General features: G+C 43.3%; 20 protein-coding genes and 1 pseudogene. 8 read left to right on the forward strand and 13 right to left on the reverse strand.

The window, feature by feature from the left end; all coding sequences use genetic code 11:
• The first annotated feature begins 304 nt into the window (after positions 1-304).
• From MUCPA_RS37605 to MUCPA_RS07425, 3 genes are all read left to right on the forward strand, one after another.
• Complete coding sequence (locus tag MUCPA_RS37605) at positions 305-496, forward strand: DUF2683 family protein (protein WP_394330568.1); 192 nt, start codon at positions 305-307, stop codon at positions 494-496.
• A 217-nt stretch (positions 497-713) separates the two neighbouring features.
• Positions 714-1,352, forward strand: a complete 639-nt coding sequence (locus MUCPA_RS07420) for an NAD(P)-dependent oxidoreductase (protein WP_008505484.1) — start codon at positions 714-716, stop codon at positions 1,350-1,352.
• A 64-nt stretch (positions 1,353-1,416) separates the two neighbouring features.
• Positions 1,417-1,965, forward strand: a complete 549-nt coding sequence (locus MUCPA_RS07425; RefSeq protein WP_008505486.1) for a PH domain-containing protein — start codon at positions 1,417-1,419, stop codon at positions 1,963-1,965.
• Positions 1,966-2,240: 275 nt separating this feature from the next.
• Here MUCPA_RS07425 and MUCPA_RS07430 read toward each other — a convergent pair whose 3' ends face one another.
• The 5 genes from MUCPA_RS07430 to MUCPA_RS07450 all read right to left on the reverse strand — a co-directional run bounded on the left by MUCPA_RS07430 (position 2,241) and on the right by MUCPA_RS07450 (position 5,468).
• A complete protein-coding gene (locus MUCPA_RS07430; RefSeq protein WP_008505488.1) occupies positions 2,241-3,029 on the reverse strand; it encodes a PhzF family phenazine biosynthesis protein in 789 nt (262 codons plus the stop codon).
• Positions 3,030-3,041: 12 nt separating this feature from the next.
• Complete coding sequence (locus MUCPA_RS07435; protein WP_008505489.1) at positions 3,042-3,701, reverse strand: ATP-binding cassette domain-containing protein; 660 nt, start codon at positions 3,699-3,701, stop codon at positions 3,042-3,044.
• On the reverse strand, positions 3,698-4,003 hold the full coding sequence (locus MUCPA_RS07440) for a hypothetical protein (protein ID WP_008505492.1): 306 nt from the start codon (positions 4,001-4,003) through the stop codon (positions 3,698-3,700). Before MUCPA_RS07440 ends, MUCPA_RS07435 begins: the two co-directional genes overlap by 4 nt.
• 177 nt (positions 4,004-4,180) lie before the next feature.
• A complete protein-coding gene (locus MUCPA_RS07445) occupies positions 4,181-4,381 on the reverse strand; it encodes a hypothetical protein (protein ID WP_008505493.1) in 201 nt (66 codons plus the stop codon).
• A gap of 226 nt (positions 4,382-4,607) precedes the next feature.
• Positions 4,608-5,468 carry a sigma-70 family RNA polymerase sigma factor gene (locus MUCPA_RS07450; RefSeq protein WP_008505496.1) on the reverse strand — a complete coding sequence of 287 codons (861 nt, stop codon included), beginning with the start codon at positions 5,466-5,468 and terminating at the stop codon, positions 4,608-4,610.
• A 1,085-nt stretch (positions 5,469-6,553) separates the two neighbouring features.
• Between MUCPA_RS07450 and mgrA the strand changes: the two genes are divergently transcribed.
• The gene (gene mgrA / locus MUCPA_RS07455) at positions 6,554-7,546 is read left to right on the forward strand and encodes an L-glyceraldehyde 3-phosphate reductase (protein ID WP_008505499.1); all 993 of its coding nucleotides are present in this window, start codon (positions 6,554-6,556) and stop codon (positions 7,544-7,546) included.
• On the forward strand, positions 7,546-8,532 hold the full coding sequence (locus MUCPA_RS07460) for a Gfo/Idh/MocA family protein (protein ID WP_008505502.1): 987 nt from the start codon (positions 7,546-7,548) through the stop codon (positions 8,530-8,532). Before mgrA ends, MUCPA_RS07460 begins: the two co-directional genes overlap by 1 nt.
• Positions 8,533-9,026: 494 nt before the next feature.
• Here MUCPA_RS07460 and MUCPA_RS07465 read toward each other — a convergent pair whose 3' ends face one another.
• Together MUCPA_RS07465 and MUCPA_RS07470 are read right to left on the reverse strand one after the other, a co-directional pair.
• Complete coding sequence (locus MUCPA_RS07465; protein ID WP_008505504.1) at positions 9,027-9,572, reverse strand: hypothetical protein; 546 nt, start codon at positions 9,570-9,572, stop codon at positions 9,027-9,029.
• An 11-nt stretch (positions 9,573-9,583) separates the two neighbouring features.
• On the reverse strand, positions 9,584-10,501 hold the full coding sequence (locus MUCPA_RS07470) for a hypothetical protein (RefSeq protein ID WP_157543838.1): 918 nt from the start codon (positions 10,499-10,501) through the stop codon (positions 9,584-9,586).
• Positions 10,502-10,925: 424 nt separating this feature from the next.
• Here MUCPA_RS07470 and MUCPA_RS07475 point away from each other — a divergent pair, with 424 nt between their 5' ends.
• Together MUCPA_RS07475 and MUCPA_RS07480 are read left to right on the forward strand one after the other, a co-directional pair.
• Positions 10,926-11,453, forward strand: a complete 528-nt coding sequence (locus tag MUCPA_RS07475) for a DUF2911 domain-containing protein (protein ID WP_157543839.1) — start codon at positions 10,926-10,928, stop codon at positions 11,451-11,453.
• 267 nt (positions 11,454-11,720) lie between these two features.
• Complete coding sequence (locus MUCPA_RS07480) at positions 11,721-13,664, forward strand: SPFH domain-containing protein (protein WP_008505513.1); 1,944 nt, start codon at positions 11,721-11,723, stop codon at positions 13,662-13,664.
• Between the two features lie 244 nt (positions 13,665-13,908).
• Here the strand turns inward: MUCPA_RS07480 and MUCPA_RS39500 are convergent.
• The 6 genes and pseudogenes from MUCPA_RS39500 to MUCPA_RS07510 all read right to left on the reverse strand — a co-directional run bounded on the left by MUCPA_RS39500 (position 13,909) and on the right by MUCPA_RS07510 (position 18,577).
• Positions 13,909-15,002: pseudogene (locus MUCPA_RS39500) on the reverse strand (ISAs1 family transposase).
• A complete protein-coding gene (locus MUCPA_RS39175) occupies positions 14,984-15,106 on the reverse strand; it encodes a hypothetical protein (RefSeq protein WP_262492990.1) in 123 nt (40 codons plus the stop codon). Before MUCPA_RS39175 ends, MUCPA_RS39500 begins: the two are co-directional and overlap by 19 nt.
• 154 nt (positions 15,107-15,260) lie before the next feature.
• Complete coding sequence (locus MUCPA_RS35785) at positions 15,261-16,742, reverse strand: S41 family peptidase (RefSeq protein WP_008505514.1); 1,482 nt, start codon at positions 16,740-16,742, stop codon at positions 15,261-15,263.
• 75 nt (positions 16,743-16,817) lie between these two features.
• Complete coding sequence (locus MUCPA_RS07500) at positions 16,818-17,426, reverse strand: HAD family hydrolase (protein WP_008505515.1); 609 nt, start codon at positions 17,424-17,426, stop codon at positions 16,818-16,820.
• Complete coding sequence (locus tag MUCPA_RS07505) at positions 17,426-17,908, reverse strand: hypothetical protein (protein ID WP_008505516.1); 483 nt, start codon at positions 17,906-17,908, stop codon at positions 17,426-17,428. The genes MUCPA_RS07500 and MUCPA_RS07505 overlap by 1 nt, the downstream gene beginning before the upstream one ends.
• A gap of 9 nt (positions 17,909-17,917) precedes the next feature.
• Positions 17,918-18,577: an ABC transporter ATP-binding protein gene (locus MUCPA_RS07510; protein ID WP_008505517.1), complete on the reverse strand. Its 660-nt coding sequence runs from the start codon at positions 18,575-18,577 to the stop codon at positions 17,918-17,920.
• Between the two features lie 196 nt (positions 18,578-18,773).
• Between MUCPA_RS07510 and sucC the strand changes: the two genes are divergently transcribed.
• A complete protein-coding gene (gene sucC, locus MUCPA_RS07515; protein WP_008505522.1) occupies positions 18,774-19,967 on the forward strand; it encodes an ADP-forming succinate--CoA ligase subunit beta in 1,194 nt (397 codons plus the stop codon).
• The last annotated feature ends 41 nt before the right edge of the window (positions 19,968-20,008 follow it).

Consider the following 20,008-nt stretch of genomic DNA (forward strand, 5'->3'; position numbering starts at 1 on the left):
ATTAACTTACTGATAACCAGTACTTTTATTCCGTCCAATTTACCAGTAGTAAGCCCCCCCGCCCAATCCTCCCCGCGAGGGAGGCTTTAAAAAAGTCTCCCCTACCGGGGGAGATTTAGAGGGGGCTATTTTTCCGGCCGCCTGATTCCCTACTTATAAATGACAACAGAAAAAATGTTAGTATCAGGTTTTGAAATTAATCAATTGCTTTTGTTTAATTAAATAAAACTTTTATTAGATAATTTTACGTGATAAGCAACAGTATGGAAACCCTGAGAGTACATCCTAATAACGAAAAGAGCTGATTGCCATCCAAACGCTATTGAAGGTGATGAAGATTAATTTTGAGAAAGAGGAAGAAAGCCCTTACCATCCTGAATTTGTGGCAAAAATAAAGCGTGGCGAAAAAGCGATGAGGGAGGGTAAAGGTGTTAAGGTGGATATGGATAATTTATGGTTTCCTATAAACAGGCTACTCCGCTGGAGTAAAAAATAAACCGTTAAAAAGCTCTGGTAGGAGCTTCCTGTTTATAGGGAACTAAAGTCGGTGGGGACACCGACTTGGGAAAGAAAGTTTGGCTCCGTAGGTGCCCCCTTGTCAGCAGCTTTCCCTTTCTGCGCCAATAAAATCAAATGAACTTTTTTCGCGTTGCCCAGGTTTAAAAGAAAACTATTATAGCACAAATGCGTTTTCATTAGCAAATTATCTTATCATGAAAATTGCAGTATTTGGAGCATCTGGCCGCATAGGCAGCCGTGTTATTACCGAGGCGCTTAACCGCGGACACGATGTTACCGCCGTAGTGCGCAAACCCGAAACTTATACCTTGATACATCCGCACCTTAAGGTGGCTAAGGGCGATATATTTGAATCGCAAAGTGTGGAGAGCGCAGTGTTTGATCATGATGCCGTTGTGAGCGCTTATAGCCCGGGCGGCGGGGCAACGCCATCAAGCATTGCAGAACTGGTGCTGCCCTTAACCAAAGGTTTGGAGCAAGCCGCCGTTAAGCGTTTGGTAGTAGTTGGCGGGGCCGGTAGTTTGGAGGTTTCGCCAGGCCTGCAGCTGGTGGATACGCCCAGCTTCCCCGAAGCGTATAAAGCGGTATCGTTAGCGCACCGCGACGCGCTGAAGGCCTACCAACAAGTTGATGAACTGGACTGGACCTACGTTAGTCCTTCGGCAGAGATTATGCCCGGCGAGCGCACCGGCAAGTTCCGTATTGGCACCACCCAGCTATTAACCGACGAACACGGCAAAAGCCATATTTCGATGGAGGATTTTGCTGTCGCGATATTAAACGAGATCGAAAACCCGCAATTTATCAGGAAGCAATTTACGGTGGGGTATTGATGCCATAAATCATATTTTGATATGGATATAATTTAAAATGCTATCTTGACCTCAAAAAAACAAGATGCTGAATTTAGATTTCGAAGCCGAAAAACAATTAGGCCCCGAACTGATTGGGAACGAGAAATTAGTATGGGCTGGGCGACCAAAAAAAGGGATCGTTTTTCGAGCTATTGATATTTTCATCATTCCATTTTCAGCTATTTGGTTGGGTGGTTTTATATGGATGACAACCTCATCAAATGATTTTAACTCAATGCCCTTCCGGCTTTTCCAAATTCCTTTTTACGCTGCGGGATTATTTATGCTTTTTGGACGATTCATTTGGGATAGTATGATGCGGGCAAATACCGTTTACGGATTGACAGAAAACAGGGTAATAATAAAGTCCGGTATTTTTTCTACGAAAACCCAATCGTATTATATTAAATCAATCCCTCAAATAAATATTCGCGAAAAATCAGAGGGCAGAGGTACAATTGAGTTAAATAAAGGCGGTTTTTTAAGCGGTGTCGGGATGAGAGGTAATTGGGAGCCTCCAATCCCCCAACTCGAATTAATTGAAAATGCCCGGGACGTTTATAATACCATACTTAAACTGCAACATAGCTAATAGTAACCGGTTATGATGCGTCTATGGAAGATTTTGCTATCGCGATAGCAGATCCAAACCTTATAAAACGATGTCATCCCGACCGTAGGTAGAGACCTTTTACTAGCGAAAAGTATACAGTGGTATGCATTGGTATACCAAACACGCGCAAAAGATCTCTCCCTCCGGTCGAGATGACATCAAGGTTTAATTTAGTCGTTCAGAAGGTCAAATCCAAATCCTGCCTGCAGTCTCTGGCTTCTTACTTCCTGACCTCTTTCCTCCCGCTTCTACCTTCAAACGTAAATCTCCCCCTTTAAATAAGTAACCGCCTTGCCGCTCATCAGTACCCGGTCGCCTTTATTGGTGCACCAGAGTTCTCCTTTACGTGCCGAGATCTGGTAGGCGTGCAGTTCGTCCTTCTCGAGCATATCTGCCCAGTAGGGGATCAGGTTACAATGTGCCGATCCGGTTACCGGGTCCTCGTTGATACCGGCGGCGGGCGCAAAAAAGCGCGATACAAAATCAACCTCGTTACCTTCGGCAGTTACAATCACGCCAATGGTGTCCAACTTAGCCAGGGCGTTAAAATCGGGGGTAATATCCCGCACATCCTCTTCGGTTTCGTAAACTACAAGGTAATCTCTTGCTTTTAAAACCTCAACGGGTATTTTACCGCCCAGCGCCTTAATCAAATCCATGGGCAAAGCTGCTACAGGTTGCGGCGGGCGCGACGGGAAATCTAAAGTATACCTGTCGCCATCCTTAGTTACCGTTAATATCCCCGCCTTTTGTGTTTCAAAACGGATCTCACTCCCGCTGTACCCTAACTCGGTAAAAATAATATGCGCGCTGGCTAAGGTGGCATGCCCGCACAAGTCAATCTCAAGCTCAGGCGTAAACCAGCGCAGGCCAAAGCCGTCTTCGGTTTTTACAAAGTAAGCCGTCTCGGCCAGGTTATTTTCGGCCGCAATCTTTTGCATCGTTTCAGCAGGCAGCCATTCGTTAAGCGGGCAAATGGCCGCAGGGTTGCCGCCAAACAACTGGCCGGTAAAGGTATCAGCCTGATAAATTGGTATCGTCATCGCCATAAAATATTATTCGCTAATATAACCGTAAGTTACTAAGTCGTCGCGGTTTGCTATCATTTTGGTATAGCCATTGTTTAACAGCAAAAGCCGGTTGCTTACCTCGAGCACGTGTTTGTAATAGTGGTCGGTAATAATAATGCCCCTGGTTTTGGCCCTTGCCAATATTAAGGTTTTAATTTCTTCTACCTGTATGGGCGATACGTGCGTAAAAGGCTCATCCAGCAAAATAAACCTGGCCTTACTGTATAAGGTCATCAGCATTTCCAACTGCCGCCATTCTCCGCCGGATAGGCCGGTTGTTGTTTTGTGCTGATGATCGCGATAAACGGGATAAGCGCTAAACTCATCCCAATGCTCCGGATCAACCATTTGTTTAGCCAGGGTACGCATTTTAATGCCATTGGGCAAAAAATGATGCTGGGGCAGGTAAGCTATCTGGTTATTAAGGTAGCCCTTATGTACAAACTGATCGTCGATGCTTACGTACTTGTGTGTGCCATTAACGGTACCGTAAATCACCTTTAACAAGGTTGATTTACCGCAGCCATTGCGGCCAAGCAAACCCAATATCTCGCCCTGCCTGCATTCCAGGTAAACTCCCTGCAATATTTTACGCCCGTTGAACTCGACCTCAATACTGTCTGACTTTAAAATGGAATTATTCATTTGCTGATTAAATAATAAGCCAGTACTATAAAACCATACAGCACGAAATCTAAACTGAAACTATACAGGTACATTTTTTTGACAGATACCCCGGCGTTCCGGTAATAAAAGTATACACTTTTGTAAAAGTAAGCCTGGTAAAGCACCGCCGCGCCGTACCCTAAAAATTTAATAAGCAATGTATTGAGTGCATTGGGCCAGCCGTTGATACTGATAAACCAGATGGAGATAGCGCTGGATGCTAAATTTAACAGCCACAGCGGCTTAATAAAAATAAGGATAAGTTGGCGGTTGGTCCACATTGATTTTAATAACTGTAAAGTTGAGTAATTATTATTCAAGTGTACTAAAGTCGGTGGGACACCGACTTGGAAAGGAAAGTTCAGTAATTATTATTCAAGTAAACCTAACTGATTTTGTTTATTGTCCTTTACGGCAAGGAGCTGTTTATAGCTGAAGGCGAGGCAGATTTTCGGGAGTTAAATAGCTCTCTGCCATTCGTCCCTTAATTCGCTAACCTGTTTATCGATGGCTTCGGAAGTCATTTTGGTTTTGATCTTATCGCGCAGAGATGACAACTGGATAGGTTTTTTTATTACACGGATAAGATTAAGATCTTCGAGATCCTGTAAAAGCTTGAGGGCTTTTCCGTTGGTTAATTCTATCGTCAGGGTTGTCATTAATCAAAAATACAAAAATTCAACTACGAAGTTCGATGCCTTATGATGTTTACAGGGCAAACACATTAAAAAAGCAAGAGGGGTACCTATGGAGCCCAAACAGGTTAAACAACATCGTACTAAAGTCGGTGGGGACACCGACTTGGGAAGGAAGCACTTCACGCGGCGACTGAGCGTTCCGATGATCTAAAACAAAAAGCCTTCCGGTTGTGGAAGGCCTTGCCTGTTATCCTAAATATGATTTTAATATTTTGCTTCGCGATGTATGCCTTAGCCGTTGCAGGGCCTTATCCTTAATCTGCCTTACGCGCTCGCGGGTGAGGTTAAATTTTTCGCCTATTTCCTCTAACGAGAAGGGGCTGTTTGATCCTAAACCAAAAAACAAAACTACAATTTCGCGTTCGCGTTCGGTTAAGGTAGATAGCGAGCGTTTAATCTCTTCGGCCAGCGATTCGTTGATCAAATGGAAATCGGTATTAGGCTCGTGGTTGTCAAGCACATCGAGCAACGTATTTTCTTCGCCCTGTACAAACGGCGCATCCATCGATACATGCCTGCCCGAGTTACTCAGCGTATCGGATATTTTATCAACGGTGGTTTCCAGTATATCCGCCAGCTCTTCGGGCGATGGTTCGCGCTCATATTCCTGCTCCAGTTTGGAGAAAGCTTTGCTTATTTTACTGAGCGAACCTACCTGGTTTAGCGGTAAACGCACAATACGCGATTGCTCGGCAATGGCCTGCAGGATGGACTGGCGGATCCACCATACCGCATACGATATAAATTTAAATCCCTTGGTTTCATCAAAGCGTTTAGCGGCTTTAATTAAACCTAAGTTGCCCTCGTTTATCAAATCGCCAAGGGTGAGGCCCTGGTTTTGATATTGTTTGGCCACAGAAACAACAAAACGTAAGTTGGTTTTGGTTAAACGCTCTAACGCAGCCTGGTCGCCCTCCCTAATCTTTTGTGCAAGAATTACTTCTTCTTCGGCAGTTATCAAGTCAACCTTCCCTATTTCGTGGAGGTACTTGTCTAACGACTGCGACTCCCGGTTAGTAATGGATTGGGTTATTTTGAGTTGTCTCATTTATGGAATATACGTCTATTCTTTAATTTAAACTACAACGTGCAATTATATGAAAATGTTGTTAAAAAATAACATTTGCAAGCTTGTTAGCGAAAAAAATCGCCACCATTATTTTCTCCTTTTTACCGGGTACAACGATTAAATAGCCATTGAATTACAAAAAAAGCAATTTAATTTTATCATGGTATATTACTTATTAAAAGTAAAAATTATACTTCAAATATATAGCGTAAAGTTGACGTATCAGGCCATGCAAGTACAAAAACAGACGGATAAGTATATTATTATTTAGCGTACCCATCATGATTAAGGTGAATGTTGATGGTGGTCAAATGCAGTTGTACGGTTTGATTATTATACACCTGTTTAAAAATGTGGCTCTATGACGAATAGTTTTAGTTTGTCCGCTGGAATTTCAAGCCTTAATTTGTAATAGAATAAAACACAATTTCCTTTTCTAAAAACAAACCAGTAAATTACAGCTTATCATGACGTCTTGGTAAAGCAATGATTATCAATGCGTCTATTATTGCGTTGATAATCAGTATTCTTAATTTAGAGCATCGGCACGCTCAATCGCCGCGCGAAGGGCTTTGTTCTTTTTGTCTTGACACAAAAAGAACCAAAAAAGTCAAGACTGCCCGATCCTTCCACCCACAGGCCAGCTCCCGGCCCGGCGTGCAGTCTGGCCATTGCGCACTTTCTTTCTACACCTAACAGGCTGCAAGGTTCAAAACGTCATAGAGCCTAAATATTGTTATCAAAGGCTAAAATCAGCGCCCCTGTGGATTAACCGATCTAAACCTGCGTTGAACCACTATTCAGTTTTGGTTAAAAATATAGCCTCACGGAGGTACATTCAACATCCGCTCTTAATGTTTCCAGCACCTTCCTTGCTAAATTTCCTTCTTGCTTCCTTCATCTCACTTTCCGCTTCTTGCATCTTACTTCCTGCATCTCCCCTCTTGCATCCTGGTTCTCACCTCCTGCATCTCACTTCCCTCTTGCATCCTGCTTCTCTCCTCCTGTTTCTCTCCTCTTGCCTTCTGCTTCTTTTTTTATATTTTTACCTCAAATCAAAACCTATGTCGTACATACCTGCATCCAACAGATATTCATCTATGCTTTATCGCCGCTGCGGCAAAAGCGGTTTAAAGCTTCCGGCGGTTTCACTGGGCTTGTGGCATAATTTCGGCGATGTGGATGTAATGGATAATTACCGCAAAACCTTGCACACTGCCTTTGACAGCGGTATTACGCACTTCGACTTGGCCAATAATTACGGCCCGCCCCCGGGTTCGGCAGAGATCAATTTCGGCAGGATCCTGAAAGAAGATTTTGCCGCTCATCGCGATGAGCTGATCATATCTACCAAAGCCGGTTATTATATGTGGGAAGGGCCTTACGGCGATTGGGGATCCAAAAAATACTTAGTTTCGAGTTTAGATCAGAGCTTAAAGCGGATGGGGCTGGATTACGTGGATATATTTTATCACCACCGCCCCGACCCTGATACCCCGCTTGAAGAAACGATGGCAGCGCTCGATCTGATCGTTCGCCAGGGAAAAGCCCTTTACGTGGGCCTCTCCAACTATCGCCCCAAAGAAGCAGCCGAGGCTATCCGTATCCTAAAAGAGTTGGGCACCCCCTGCCTCATCCATCAGCCTAAATACTCCATGTTTGAGCGCTGGGTTGAAAAAGAAGGACTGCTGGATGTTTTGGAAAAAGAAGGCGTGGGCTGTATTCCGTTTTCGCCGCTGGCGCAGGGGTTGCTTACCAATAAATATTTAAAGGGCATCCCGGCCGATTCGCGCGTGGCCAAAGGCGTAGGCTTTTTAAAAGAGAGCAACATTACCGAGGAGCGCTTATCGCAAATCAGCAGGTTGAATGATATCGCCTTGCAACGCGGACAAACACTGGCACAGATGGCCTTAGCCTGGATATTGAAGGACGACCGGGTAACCACCGTTTTAATTGGCGCCAGCAAACCCGAACAATTAACCGACTCGTTAAAATGCCTAGAGAATATCAAATTCGGCAGCGAGGAATTACAACAGATAGAACAAATATTAGCATAATGGCAAACAAGATACGCTGGGGTATTATAGGTTGCGGCAACGTAACCGAAGTGAAGAGCGGCCCCGCATTTAATAAGGTAGCAGAAAGCGAATTGATAGCGGTAATGCGCCGCGACGCGGCCAAAGCGGCCGATTATGCCAGCCGCCACGGCGTTGGCCAATGGTATGGCAACGCGGATGAATTGATGAGCAACCCCGAGATCAATTCGGTATACATTGCTACCCCGCCCGCATCGCATAAGGATTATGCCATCGATGCCCTTAAACGGGGCCTTAACGTGTACATAGAAAAGCCCGTAACTCTAAATGCTGCCGAAGCCGAAGAAATTGCCGCCGCCGTTAAACAATATGGCGGCAAGGTGGGTATTGCGCATTACCGCCGGGCCCTGCCCATGTTTTTGTATGTTAAGGATCTGATAGATAAAAAGGCCATAGGCGCTATCCGTACCATACAGATTAAAATGTGGAAGAAAAGCAGGCCCGAGATGATTGCCAACAGCGACGAAAACTGGCGCGTTAACCCTGCATTATCGGGCGGCGGCTATTTCCACGACCTGGCCCCGCACCAGCTCGACCTGATGTTGTACTTTTTTGGCGAGCCTAAGTATATGCATGGTTTCTCGCTCAACCAATCCCAATTAAACCAGGCGGACGACCATGTGGCCGGCCTGGCCCTTTTTGAAAACGATATTACCCTCACCGGTTCCTGGAGTTTTAATGTAGATGAAGAGGACCAGATAGACGAGTGCATTATTGTGGGCAGCGAAGGCAGCATCAGCTTTCCGTTTTTTGGCAAAACAGTGGTTTGGCATAACGACCAGGAAGACGACATACAGGTGGTTGACTTTGACCATCCGCAGCATATACAGCAACCGATGATTGGCTATGTGGTTAACTATTTTCAGGATAAAGGCGCTAACCTGTGCTCCATTAACGATGCTATAACCGTGATGAAAATGATTGACGCGTTTACCGGAAAACCCTGATTGATTTACTACGGCTTTCACCAACTAATGTAAATGGAGCAAAAAAAAACACCCCCCTTTAAGTAAGGTAAGGGTTCAGCGTTTAATTTGACTGAGCAACCGATGTAAAGGCTGGAGGAGTCTTTAAAGGCAAAACCTATTTCTCATCAAGACTTATTTTAATAATTAAAGTCTCCTGATAAAGTATAAAATCATGAAAAACAAATAGTTATATTGACATCACGCGTTCAACGCAAAAATCTGTGCAAAGCAAATGCGCAAACAAACTTGAGCTACAACTACCTTTGTGATGTTAAAATCATAAATAAAAAATCCCCGGAAGGAGAGCAGAAAGACTTTCCAACCGGGGATATGTTTTACTTCAATATATTAAATTAACAATTCGCACAAACCTTGCGATTAATTATCTGTGTTCACATAGTTAACTTTATCGGTTATTTGACTATGCCAATATAAATCGTGGCGATGCTGACTGACCGTTGGTTAAAATGCTTTTAGTTAAGTTCCTGTTTACTATCATAATGAAAGATGTAATTGGAGTGCTCGAATGGATTTATTTTATTTGGGGAATAAAATACTGCACAACAAGTAAACCCAATGGAATAGAGGTCCATTTTAACTAAAATATTACTGCCGTCTGAATAATAAATATTGTAAATCGGGGGCGAGCCTTTTGAATTATCGTCCAGATATACCCCCATTAATTTAAATTTACCATCTAATACAGAACTTGATATTTTCGCCGATTCTTTCTTGGTCAGGTTTTTCTTGCTATAATGACTACGCAAAACCCCATTTCGTCCTGCAATAACCGTCATTGTTTTCTCGCCAATATGCTCAAAAGTCATTGGCCCCCCTGCAGTTGCTTTTAAATCCCTAACATGTTGCCACACCAATCTTTGCTTTATACTGTCGCCATCTGCAAAAGCAATGTAATTGGCTTTATAGCTTCTATTAGCTACTGCCTGCTTTAAAGCGATAGGCATGATAAAACATGTAAAAATAAAAGCCGTTAGCTTTACTGTTGCTGAAATTGACATAAACTAAGTTTTTAATTACTTTGTACTCCGTAAGAGCTACCGGCAAATGTATAAGTAACTGTGGGAGTTGACAAAGCGTTGGTTTTTATCTGGAAATTCGCCACATATTGATATAAAGTATAAGATATTTTTTGACTAACGATTGTTACACCAGCCTCAACTTCGCCCCCAACAACCACTCCCTGTGCTGTAAATTTTAATTTACCTTCAGAGGTCCTTGACAAGGTTCTTGTTTCTACAATTTGACCCTGGCTATCACCGTTCGCAGGGTTTTGTTTCTTGTCAAAATTATAAATATTCATAGCGACTTGTTTAGTGGATTGATCAACTAAACCTCCTCCTGCAGGATTTATGACTACTATTTGTGATTGCGCCGCCATACCTGGCACTGTATAGGCACCACCAGTTGGAGCAAATCTGTAATAAAGGGTAACATAGATTGTATTTCCCCTCTTTGGGAAAAAACCATCCATTTTAATTACTCCAGTAAAAATGGGCGTATATGCATTCCCAAAATAACTTGGATCTGTATCATCGAAAAATGAAAAGTCCGTTGCCCCATAACTATATGGGTCACTACTATCATAAATGGTTGCATCGCCGCCGACGTAAATCACGTCTTCGCTATCTACGTCTTCTATATCATTCGAACTGTCAATACTACTTGTTACAAGTTTATTATTGTTAGATTGGGTAATTGGGGTGTTATTTTTAGCAAACTTTAAAAGTAAGGTATCAATGCTCTTTTTACTTTTCATAGCATCAACAAGAATTTCATATTGCGCTTTCGTTAACGAAACTGATTTAGGCAATATTGAAGAGGTTTTTGAATTAGATACAGGGGCAGGGCCGTCTGTTTTTACTTTATCTTTCGAACATGCCGAAATGATTAAAAGACATGCGGACCCGACGTAGAGGATCCTTTTCATTAGATTAGCGTTTTTCATACTTTGATAAGATTTGTTGTTAAAAATGTGTATTGTTTAGTATATGATATGTAATACACGCATGTCTGAGCAAAGAAGTAGTTAAAATGAAAATATATTTTCATTTATTAATTATATAAAATTATGCGGCAGGAAAGCGATGCGGCAGCGCTTAGCGTAAAAAGCATTGAATAGTTAACTACACTTGCTACATTGTTAAGGTTTTGAAATTGAACCTTTTCCAGAGTTTTTCAGCAAGCCCTAATGAAACCATTGTATATCCGACAAGGGTATTAACCACCTTTGCATCGGCAGTTATCGATAAAAGCTTCAGCGTAAAACGCCAATTGTTTGACACGCAGCTGAACTTACTATCAAATTAAAAAGAATATCTTTATCCGTAAATTAATACAAAATTATAACCGTTATGAAAAAAATAATTCTCTTCACCATGATGCTCGGCTGCCTGTTCACAGCCTTCAGCGCATCGGCACAAGCACCGCAGGATAAAAGCAAAAGGCCCAGCCCACCGGATAGCGCCATCGTAACCACTAAAACGGGCGTCACCATTAAAATCAATTACGGATCGCCGTCGGTAAAAGGCCGCGCCATTGGCGGAAACGAAATTGCCACTTATGGCAAAGTTTGGCGCACCGGGGCAAACGAAGCCACCGTTTTTGAGATCAACAAAGATGTTAAGGTTGAAGGCAAGCCATTAGCTGCCGGAAAGTATAGCTTATACAGCATCCCCGGCGAAAAAGAATGGGTGATCATTTTCAACAAAACCTGGAACCAGTGGGGCACCAACTATAACCAGGCCGACGATGCTTTGCGTGTTACCGTAAAAACCGGAAAAGCGACCGCGTTTACCGAAAGGCTAAAATTCACGGCTACCCCATCGGGCCTGGTATCATTTGCCTGGGGCGATGTAGACGTGGCCTTTAAGGTTAAGTAAGCACCAGCCCTTTTTGGGCAGAAAAAATACAAAATGGTTGCCGGGCTAAGCCTGGCAACCATTTCCTTTTAAAATACCAACCAACCTATAATTGCATAGTTAGCAATTATAGGTTTTTTTTTGCCGGTTGGCAGATAGTTTTTTTTTAAGAATAATATTTTTTTGATTTTATTTTAATAAAGTGTGATGCAGACGGATTGAGGCTGTTTTTATTGCAACATCCATTATTATTATGGTATTTAGTATCCAACTTAAACAATTAAAAACATGAACTACGTTGCTGTTTACTGGTGGGTTATCATACCCATTTTATGCTTATTATTTTATAAAACCATTCTGCGCATCATCTTTGGTATGGTGATGATCCCCGAAGACAGGATTGGTTTGGTTACCAAAAAATTTGTGCTTTACGGCGAGAACAAGGAGTTGCCCGACGGGCGGATCATTGCCACTAAAGGCGAGGCCGGTTACCAGGCCAAAGCACTGGCGCCGGGTATGTACTGGTTTATGTTTCCGTGGCAATACGGCGTGGTGCTCGAGGCATTTACCGTTATCCCCGAAGGGAAAATCGGCTTAGTACTCTCAAAAGATGGCGCCGAAATACCAACCGGCAATATATTGGGCCGTAAGGTTGATTGCGATAATTTTCAGGATAGTGAGAAGTTTTTGCTGAACGGCGGGCAAAAAGGCCGCCAGACAGCTATTATTACCGCCGGTACTTACCGGATCAATACGCAGGCGTTTTCGGTTACGATATCAGACATGACAGTTATCCGCGAAAACATGGTGGGGATTATTACCATGATGGATGGTTTGCCTATCACCCAGGGGCAAATTGCCGGTAAGCATGTAGAGGGGCATAACAACTTTCAGGATATTGATGCCTTTTTAATTAACGGCGGTAACCGTGGTTTACAACCCCAGATTATACTGGCGGGCTCGTACAACGTGAATAAATGGGCCGTGCAGATCGAGGAGATCCCGATGACGGATGTACCCATCGGTTATGTGGGTGTGGTGATATCCTACATTGGCGAGGACGGTAAAGATGTTACCGGCGATAGCTTTAAACATGGTAACATTGTAGGCAAAGGTTTCCGTGGCGTGTGGATGGAGCCGCTTGGCCCGGGTAAGTACCCCATCAATACCTTTACCATGAAGATGGAACTGGTACCCACAACCAACCTGGTGCTCAACTGGGCCAACGCCAGGAGCGAATCGCACAATCTGGACCGTAACCTGAGCACCATTACCGTACGGTCAAAAGATGGCTTCCCCTTTAACCTGGATGTGGCCCAGATTATCCATATCCCGGCAAACGAGGCGCCAAAGGTAATTGCCCGCTTTGGCAGCATGTTGAACCTGGTATCGCAAGTGCTGGAGCCAACTATCGGTAACTACTTCCGTAACTCGGCGCAAGACAGTGATGTGATCTCCTTCCTCACCTCCCGTAAGGAAAGGCAGGAATCGGCCAAGGAGCATATCCGCATTGTGCTGGAAGAATATAACGTGAATGCCGTTGATACGCTGATAGGTGACATTGTGCCACCGGAAGCGCTGATGAAAACCTTAACCGACCGTAAGATTGCGCAGGAAGAGGAAAAAACTTACGAAACCCAACGGATGGCACAGGTACAGCGCCAGGGAGTGGAAAAGGAAACCGCTATTGCCGAAATCCAAAAGGAAATTGTAAAGGCACAACAAAGTGTGGAGATTGCGCAACGTACAGCTGATGCCGCGGTAAAAAAATCGGAAGGTGAAGCAACCAGCTTAAAACTACAGGTAAACGCCGAAGCCGCCGCTACCAAAATGCGCGCCGAAGCCGAAGCTGATGCCACCCGTTTACGCGCCGGCGCACAAGCCGAATCAACCAGGTTAAATGCATCTGCCGAAGCCGAAAAAATCTCAAAAACAGGTTTGGCCGAAGCCGAGAAAATTATGGCCATCGGTAAATCAACCGCCGAAGCTTATGAGCTACAGGTAAAGGCCATGGGTGGCGATAACTTTACAAAATTTAAAATCACAGAAGAAATTGGTAAGGGCCACATTAAGGTAATACCTGATGTGTTGATTGGGGGTACCAATGGATCTGACGGCCCCATCAGCGGTTTATTAGGATTGAAACTGATGGAGATGATGGATACCGAAAAATTTGCTAAAGTCGATAAAAGGCTTCCTGCAATAGATCAGGATCAGCAGGATAAAAAATAAATTCGGCAAGTTTAATTAAGCCATTTCGGGCAAGGTATGGAAGTTTCCGCACCGCCCGGAATGGCTTTTTCGTTATCAATTGATTATCAATTCTGTTTTTTTTAAAATCAGATGAAGAATATACTCCCCCTCAGGGCCAATATACTAAGAAATAGAAGATGTGAATGCAGCATTATCCGTGTCTTATAATCGCTCGTATAGTACACACCCCTCCACCCCTCTCGAGAGGCAGGGCTGTTGCGTTCTAAGTGAGTAACTGTTTCAATCTGCCGATGTCATTGCAAACGAGTCTTTGTGCTTGTGCTATATTTTGAAAGCCATGAGCTCTGAAAACGTTAATAGCGATGTTTCTAAACACCGATATATTTTCTGGTGCATGAGAAGTTCTAATGCGGGAGGCATCCTCTTTAAACGTGACATCCTTTACCCAATGTAGCTTATTCTCTATCCCCCAATGACTTCTGATTCCATAGCATAACAATTGTGCATTTTCCCTCACACTGCTGATATAGAATGCGCAATCCTCACTGATCTTATTTTTGTCTTTTACCCAACGCTCTACCTTGATTACCTGACTGGCGCCTATCCAGGCTTTACTGATTTCTTCTGGCGCCGGGCATATACATACCGATCTGCGCTCTGTACGTCCTTTATTTTTCTCCAATTCAACGAACTTGCTGCAAACCTTTGCTGTATCCGATGTCAGCGCCGCTATTTTTTCATAAAGGCCCTTTTGATTCTTTTTTACGCCTATCATATAATCATTATTCGTACCTATTATCAGCTCAACTGTTTTTTTTGGCAATGTAAGGCGTCAAGCGTAAACGTTACCCCTTCCAATCCCAGTTCAGCAATAAGCTTGCGTACCACCGGAATTTCACTTTCCTTTGAATTGTCTACAAGACCCTGGGCTAATACTTGACCACGGCTCCCATTATAGATACTCACCAAATTTACAAATCGCTGTTTTTCAAGCGCATAATCACTCATTGTCCCTTTGATCGCTTTGCCATCTATATTCATCCATTCATTTTTATTGATTTCTGTATACTGACTGGCCCATTGATAAAAAACTTCGCTTAAACTTTCAAAATCTAAATTCTGCAGTACACGCCTCACGGTATAAAACGTAGGCAAACGGGATTTTTTCGGAGTGAAATAAGTCAAAAGATCTTTTTGATTACGCTTTATAAAATCACCCAGAGCACGATAGCCGTAATAACCACTCATCGTCCCCATCACAAATAATAACAAAATAAACGTTTGGTCATGCCGCTGACCAGCCTTTCTACGCACGTCTGGCAACTTCTGCAAATAGGTTATGATGCCCTTGTCCATACTCTTTTTTCTGCAAATTTAAATCCTTCTTCTTTTAAATGCAACAGCCCTGCTCTCGAGAGGGGAATCGCACGGCCCACCGCCTGATTTTTCTTATATCTCATTGTAAATTAGTTTTTTTACCAAACTTCCCGCTTGAAGGGGCCGGTTTGGAAGTGTGGCTACCAGGGGTTTGTTTTGCTGCGCTACGCCCCCCAAACTCCTGTGTGAACTGGGCACCGGGTAACATCAAACCCTGCCGCAGGTATTCTTGATACCTTATTTCCGCTTCATCCGGCTATTAAATATCATTCCATTAAAAGCATGGTCGTTAAGTTTACCATCCAGGTTGTTTTGCTGCTGAACGGACAGCGTAGTATTCCCCATACTTTCAACCTTCGGCGAAGCAATGGCGTAGGTACCCACATCAATATACGACAGCGCGTGCGACAGCAGGCCTTCGGTTGGGTCGCCAAAATCTTTCGTCACATCGTCGGCAGAGAGGTAGCCCGGATAATCAGCGGAAGCGGGTGTCATACCGGCATAATATCCACCCTGGTTTGCAGCGTTTTTGGTTTCAAATTCGGTTATGTATAACTGATAACGGTTTATCGGGATATTAAAAAATCCAACTGGTTTTCCGTAGGATTTAGTACCAATCAACTTCACATCCATATGGGGCCGCAAATTATTGATGGTTAGCTCACTGGCAGAAGCGGTACGCCCGGTTACAATAAAAATAACCCGGTTACTACTCAGGTTAAGCGATTTTTTTTTCGAAAAAAGCACCGTGTTGTTAGCCTGACTAAATTCGCCGGGTTTAATATTAAACTGTGTATTTAATAAAGGGTGCTGATCGTTTTGTAATTTGTTATTATAAAACGCGGTGTACATTTTTGCACCCGACTTTGCCGCCGGAACAATTAAATTATCCAGATACTCAGCCGTAGATACATAACCGCCCCCGTTATAACGCAAATCAACCACCAGATCGGTTATGCCCTGGTTAATAAAATAATCAAAAGCGGCGTCAAGTTTAGGTTTAGCATTGATGCTATCTGTAAAAACCGAGAAAACAAGGTAGCCTACTTTTTTACCGCTGGATGTGTTATACACCGTATCTTTCATAACCGGGTTGGCCGTATAATTGGCGGCCGCAATATTCACCGCATAAGTTGTTCCATTGGCACGCCTCAATGTCATGCCGATGCTTTTGGCAGAAAGCGCAGCAGTAATAGCATTGAGATCGGTAGTATTATTTACATCCAAACCGGGAACATTCGCTATGCTCAAAATCAGATCGCCCCGGTGTAAACCGGCAGCTGCCGCTGGTGAGCCAGGGTTTACATATCTTACACGCAAATCCGTACTCGATATCGGTGTATAAACCGGGTAAAAACCAAAGTCGCCATTGTTTCCGCTTAAAACCTGCGAAGTTTCGCCCTGGTCTATAAATGAATACTTAGCGTGGCCACGGTTGCTGCTGTTATATTCGTAAGGATAATTGGTAACCGGGTTGATCTTAAATTGCGATATCGCGTCAACCTCGCCCTGCAATGCAGCCAAATCGTTTGATCCCATATATGATCGCGGATTAAAGGAGTTATAATCAGGCAAAGCATCATACCATAAATAGTCTTCCTTTGCATACAGGTAAACCGAATCTTTCACCATGTCGATACTCGCCGTCTGGTTATTTTTTTTACATGCCGAGGTTAGCGCTGCAAGTGTAGCCAAAATCAGGTAAAGGTATTTTTTCATAAGCGCTTACTTGTATAACCAATTGATCAATAAGTATTTTAACGCAAAGCTACTATATTAGTTCTATGGTATAAACTATTTATGCACTATCTCTATAAAGTCCACTCCACTTGCTTCGGCACATAATTGATCAGCCTCGCTATTCCCCATCATCACTATATCGCGACGCTCCAGGTTATGTTTTTTCAGGATATAATGAAGCGCGTCCGGCTCAGGTTTTGGTTTAATTTCGTCGGCAAAATAGCAGGTGAGGTATTGCTCAAGGCCGTGCCATTCCATTTGCCTTATTTTGTTGAGTTGCTGTTGCGGGTCACCATTGGTCAAAATAAACAGTTGCTTGCGGTCAACCACAGCTTCCTGCAATAAAGTTAAGGCTTGTTGATATAGCAACAGCTTTAAGGGCAGGCGCGCGGTTTGGTGCAGCAAGTTAAAGTTATACCGGTACTGCTCATTGATATTAAAACGCTCTTGCACCCGGTTAAATACGTGGGTGGCACCTTCTTCTTCCAGCGTTTTAGTCATCAGTTTGGTTAAAACCCGGGCATCAAACAACTCTTTATATTCTAAAAAACTGGCAAAAAGATAATATACCTGCAACAAGTAATCCTTTTCCGGATACAATACGTTATCCAGTTCGAGTACCAATGCTTTTTTGCGTGGTTCTAAATCAGCGTAAGTCAACATTAATCGGCAGTAAATAGGGTATACTCCTGGTTGTTTGTTTTAAAAACCCCGATATCGCCCCAACCAGGCAGAGCACTATCATCAGCATAATCTTCAATATGGCCCGCAAGTAGGCGTCCGTTTTCAATAACCACTATCCTTCCGTCAATGCCACGAGCTACATCAGCGGTAATAATTTCCCTTGCGGGGATATACAAGGTAATATCAAACTCGGCAAACAATTGCCTTGCTTCGGCCAGGGGCAAAAGCTCGGCTCGCCTTAAAGCAAAAAGTTGATGTATCCCTTTATCAAGGCAAAGAGCCAGCATTTCGTGTATAAAGGCGTTTCCTTCGGGCTTAGGTGTCCGTATCATTTTTCCGCTCTTTACCAGCAGATCCGGAATTTCAAGGTAATCGCCCAATAAAATATCGGCTTCTGGTGCTAAAATACTTTTCAACTGGTAAGCCTGTGCCGAATTGGCGGCGGTAATCAATATGCTCACGTTTGTTACTTATAAATGGTCAACAATTAAACCGTCTTTCATCAGTATTTTACGGTCAGACAGGTCGGCCAGCTCTTCATTGTGTGTTACAATAATAAATGTTTGTTTAAACTCCCGGCGCAAATCAATAAACAAGCGGTGCAGCTCGCGCGCGTTAGCCGAATCCAGGTTGCCGGAAGGTTCGTCGGCTAAAATTAAAGCTGGATTATTAATCAGTGCCCTGGCAACAGCCACGCGTTGCTGCTCTCCGCCCGATAGCTGGTTAGGTTTGTGATGTATCCTATCGGCCAGGCCTAACATATCCAATAGTTCAGTAGCGCGTTTTTCGGCCGCGGCTTTTGGCGTTCCGCCAATAAAGGCCGGAATGCAAACATTTTCGATGGCCGAAAACTCTACCAGTAAATGATGAAACTGGAAAATAAAACCGATCTCCTTGTTACGGAAAGCACTGAGCTGACTGCGGCCCAGACGGTTAACATCCTGCCCTTTAATTAAAACAGAGCCGTCATCGGGTTTATCCAGCGTCCCTATAATGTTAAGCAACGAGCTTTTTCCGGCTCCCGAAGCACCAACTATAGTTACAATTTCGCCATGCTCAACGGCAATATCAACGCCTTTTAGTATTTGTAATTTACCGTACGATTTTTTTATGGATTGAGCTTTGAGCATTGTACAAAAATATTGTTTTTTTGGTTACGCCGATTAGATTATTGAGGATTATACAAGCCTAACATTGCTGCCGTATGCCGTTATAATTAACATGCTCGCGTAAATTGATCAATCTCACTTATTTATTTAAAAAAAACCATTATGGCTTTATTGTAACAACTGAAATTAATAGCTTTACCGCAAAATATTTCAAAAAATGAATATTCACGAATACCAGGGTAAAGCTATACTAAAAAGTTTTGGTGTAAGAATTCAGGAAGGCATTGTTGCCGATAATGTTGAACAAGCTGTTGAGGCTGCTAAAAAATTAAAGGAAGACTTTGGGTCTGACTGGGTAGTTGTTAAAGCTCAAATACATGCCGGTGGCCGTGGTAAAGGTGGTGGCGTTAAGTTAGCCCGTAATATTGACGAGGTTAAAGAAAAAGCAGGCGCTATACTCGGCATGCAATTGGTAACCCCGCAAACCGGGCCTGAAGGTAAATTGGTTAGCAAAGTTTTAGTTGCACAGGATGTTTACTATCCGGGCGCTACCGAAACCAAAGAGTTTTACATGAGCGTATTGCTTGACCGTGCCGCTGGCCGTAACATCATCATGTATTCAACCGAAGGCGGTATGGATATTGAGGAAGTTGCTGAGCATACTCCACATTTGATATTTAAAGAAGAAATTGACCCTAAAGTTGGCTTACAAGCTTTCCAGGCTCGTAAAATTGCTTTTAACTTAGGTTTATCGGGCGATGCTTTTAAGGATATGGTAAAATTTGTAGCCGCTTTATATAAAGCTTACGACGCTACCGATTCGGCTATGTTTGAGATCAACCCTGTTTTAAAAACATCTGATAATAAAATATTAGCGGTTGATGCTAAAGTAAATTTAGACGATAACGCTTTATACCGTCATCCGGACTTTGCCGCTTTACGCGATACAGCCGAAGAAGACCCGATGGAAGTTGAAGCAAGCCGCTCAAACCTGAACTATGTTAAATTAGATGGTAACGTAGGTTGTATGGTGAATGGTGCCGGTTTAGCTATGGCTACCATGGATATTATTAAAATTGCCGGTGGCGAGCCTGCTAACTTTTTAGACGTTGGCGGTACCGCTAATGCCCAAACAGTTAAAGCAGCTTTTAACATCATTTTGAAAGACCCTAACGTTAAGGCTATCCTGATCAATATCTTTGGTGGTATTGTTCGTTGTGATCGCGTAGCACAGGGTGTTATTGACGCCTATAACGAAATTGGCAACATCCCTGTTCCAATCATTGTTCGTTTACAAGGTACCAATGCTGAGGAAGCTAAAAAGCTAATCGACGAATCTGGCCTGCAAGTAAAATCAGCCATCTTGCTGAAAGAAGCTGCCGACAGAATTAAAGAAGTATTTGCCGCATAATTTATCGCCGGTGAAGGCACCGACGACGAAGAGTAAAAAAA

This window comes from Mucilaginibacter paludis DSM 18603, assembly GCF_000166195.2.
Classification (GTDB): Bacteria; Bacteroidota; Bacteroidia; order Sphingobacteriales; family Sphingobacteriaceae; genus Mucilaginibacter; species Mucilaginibacter paludis.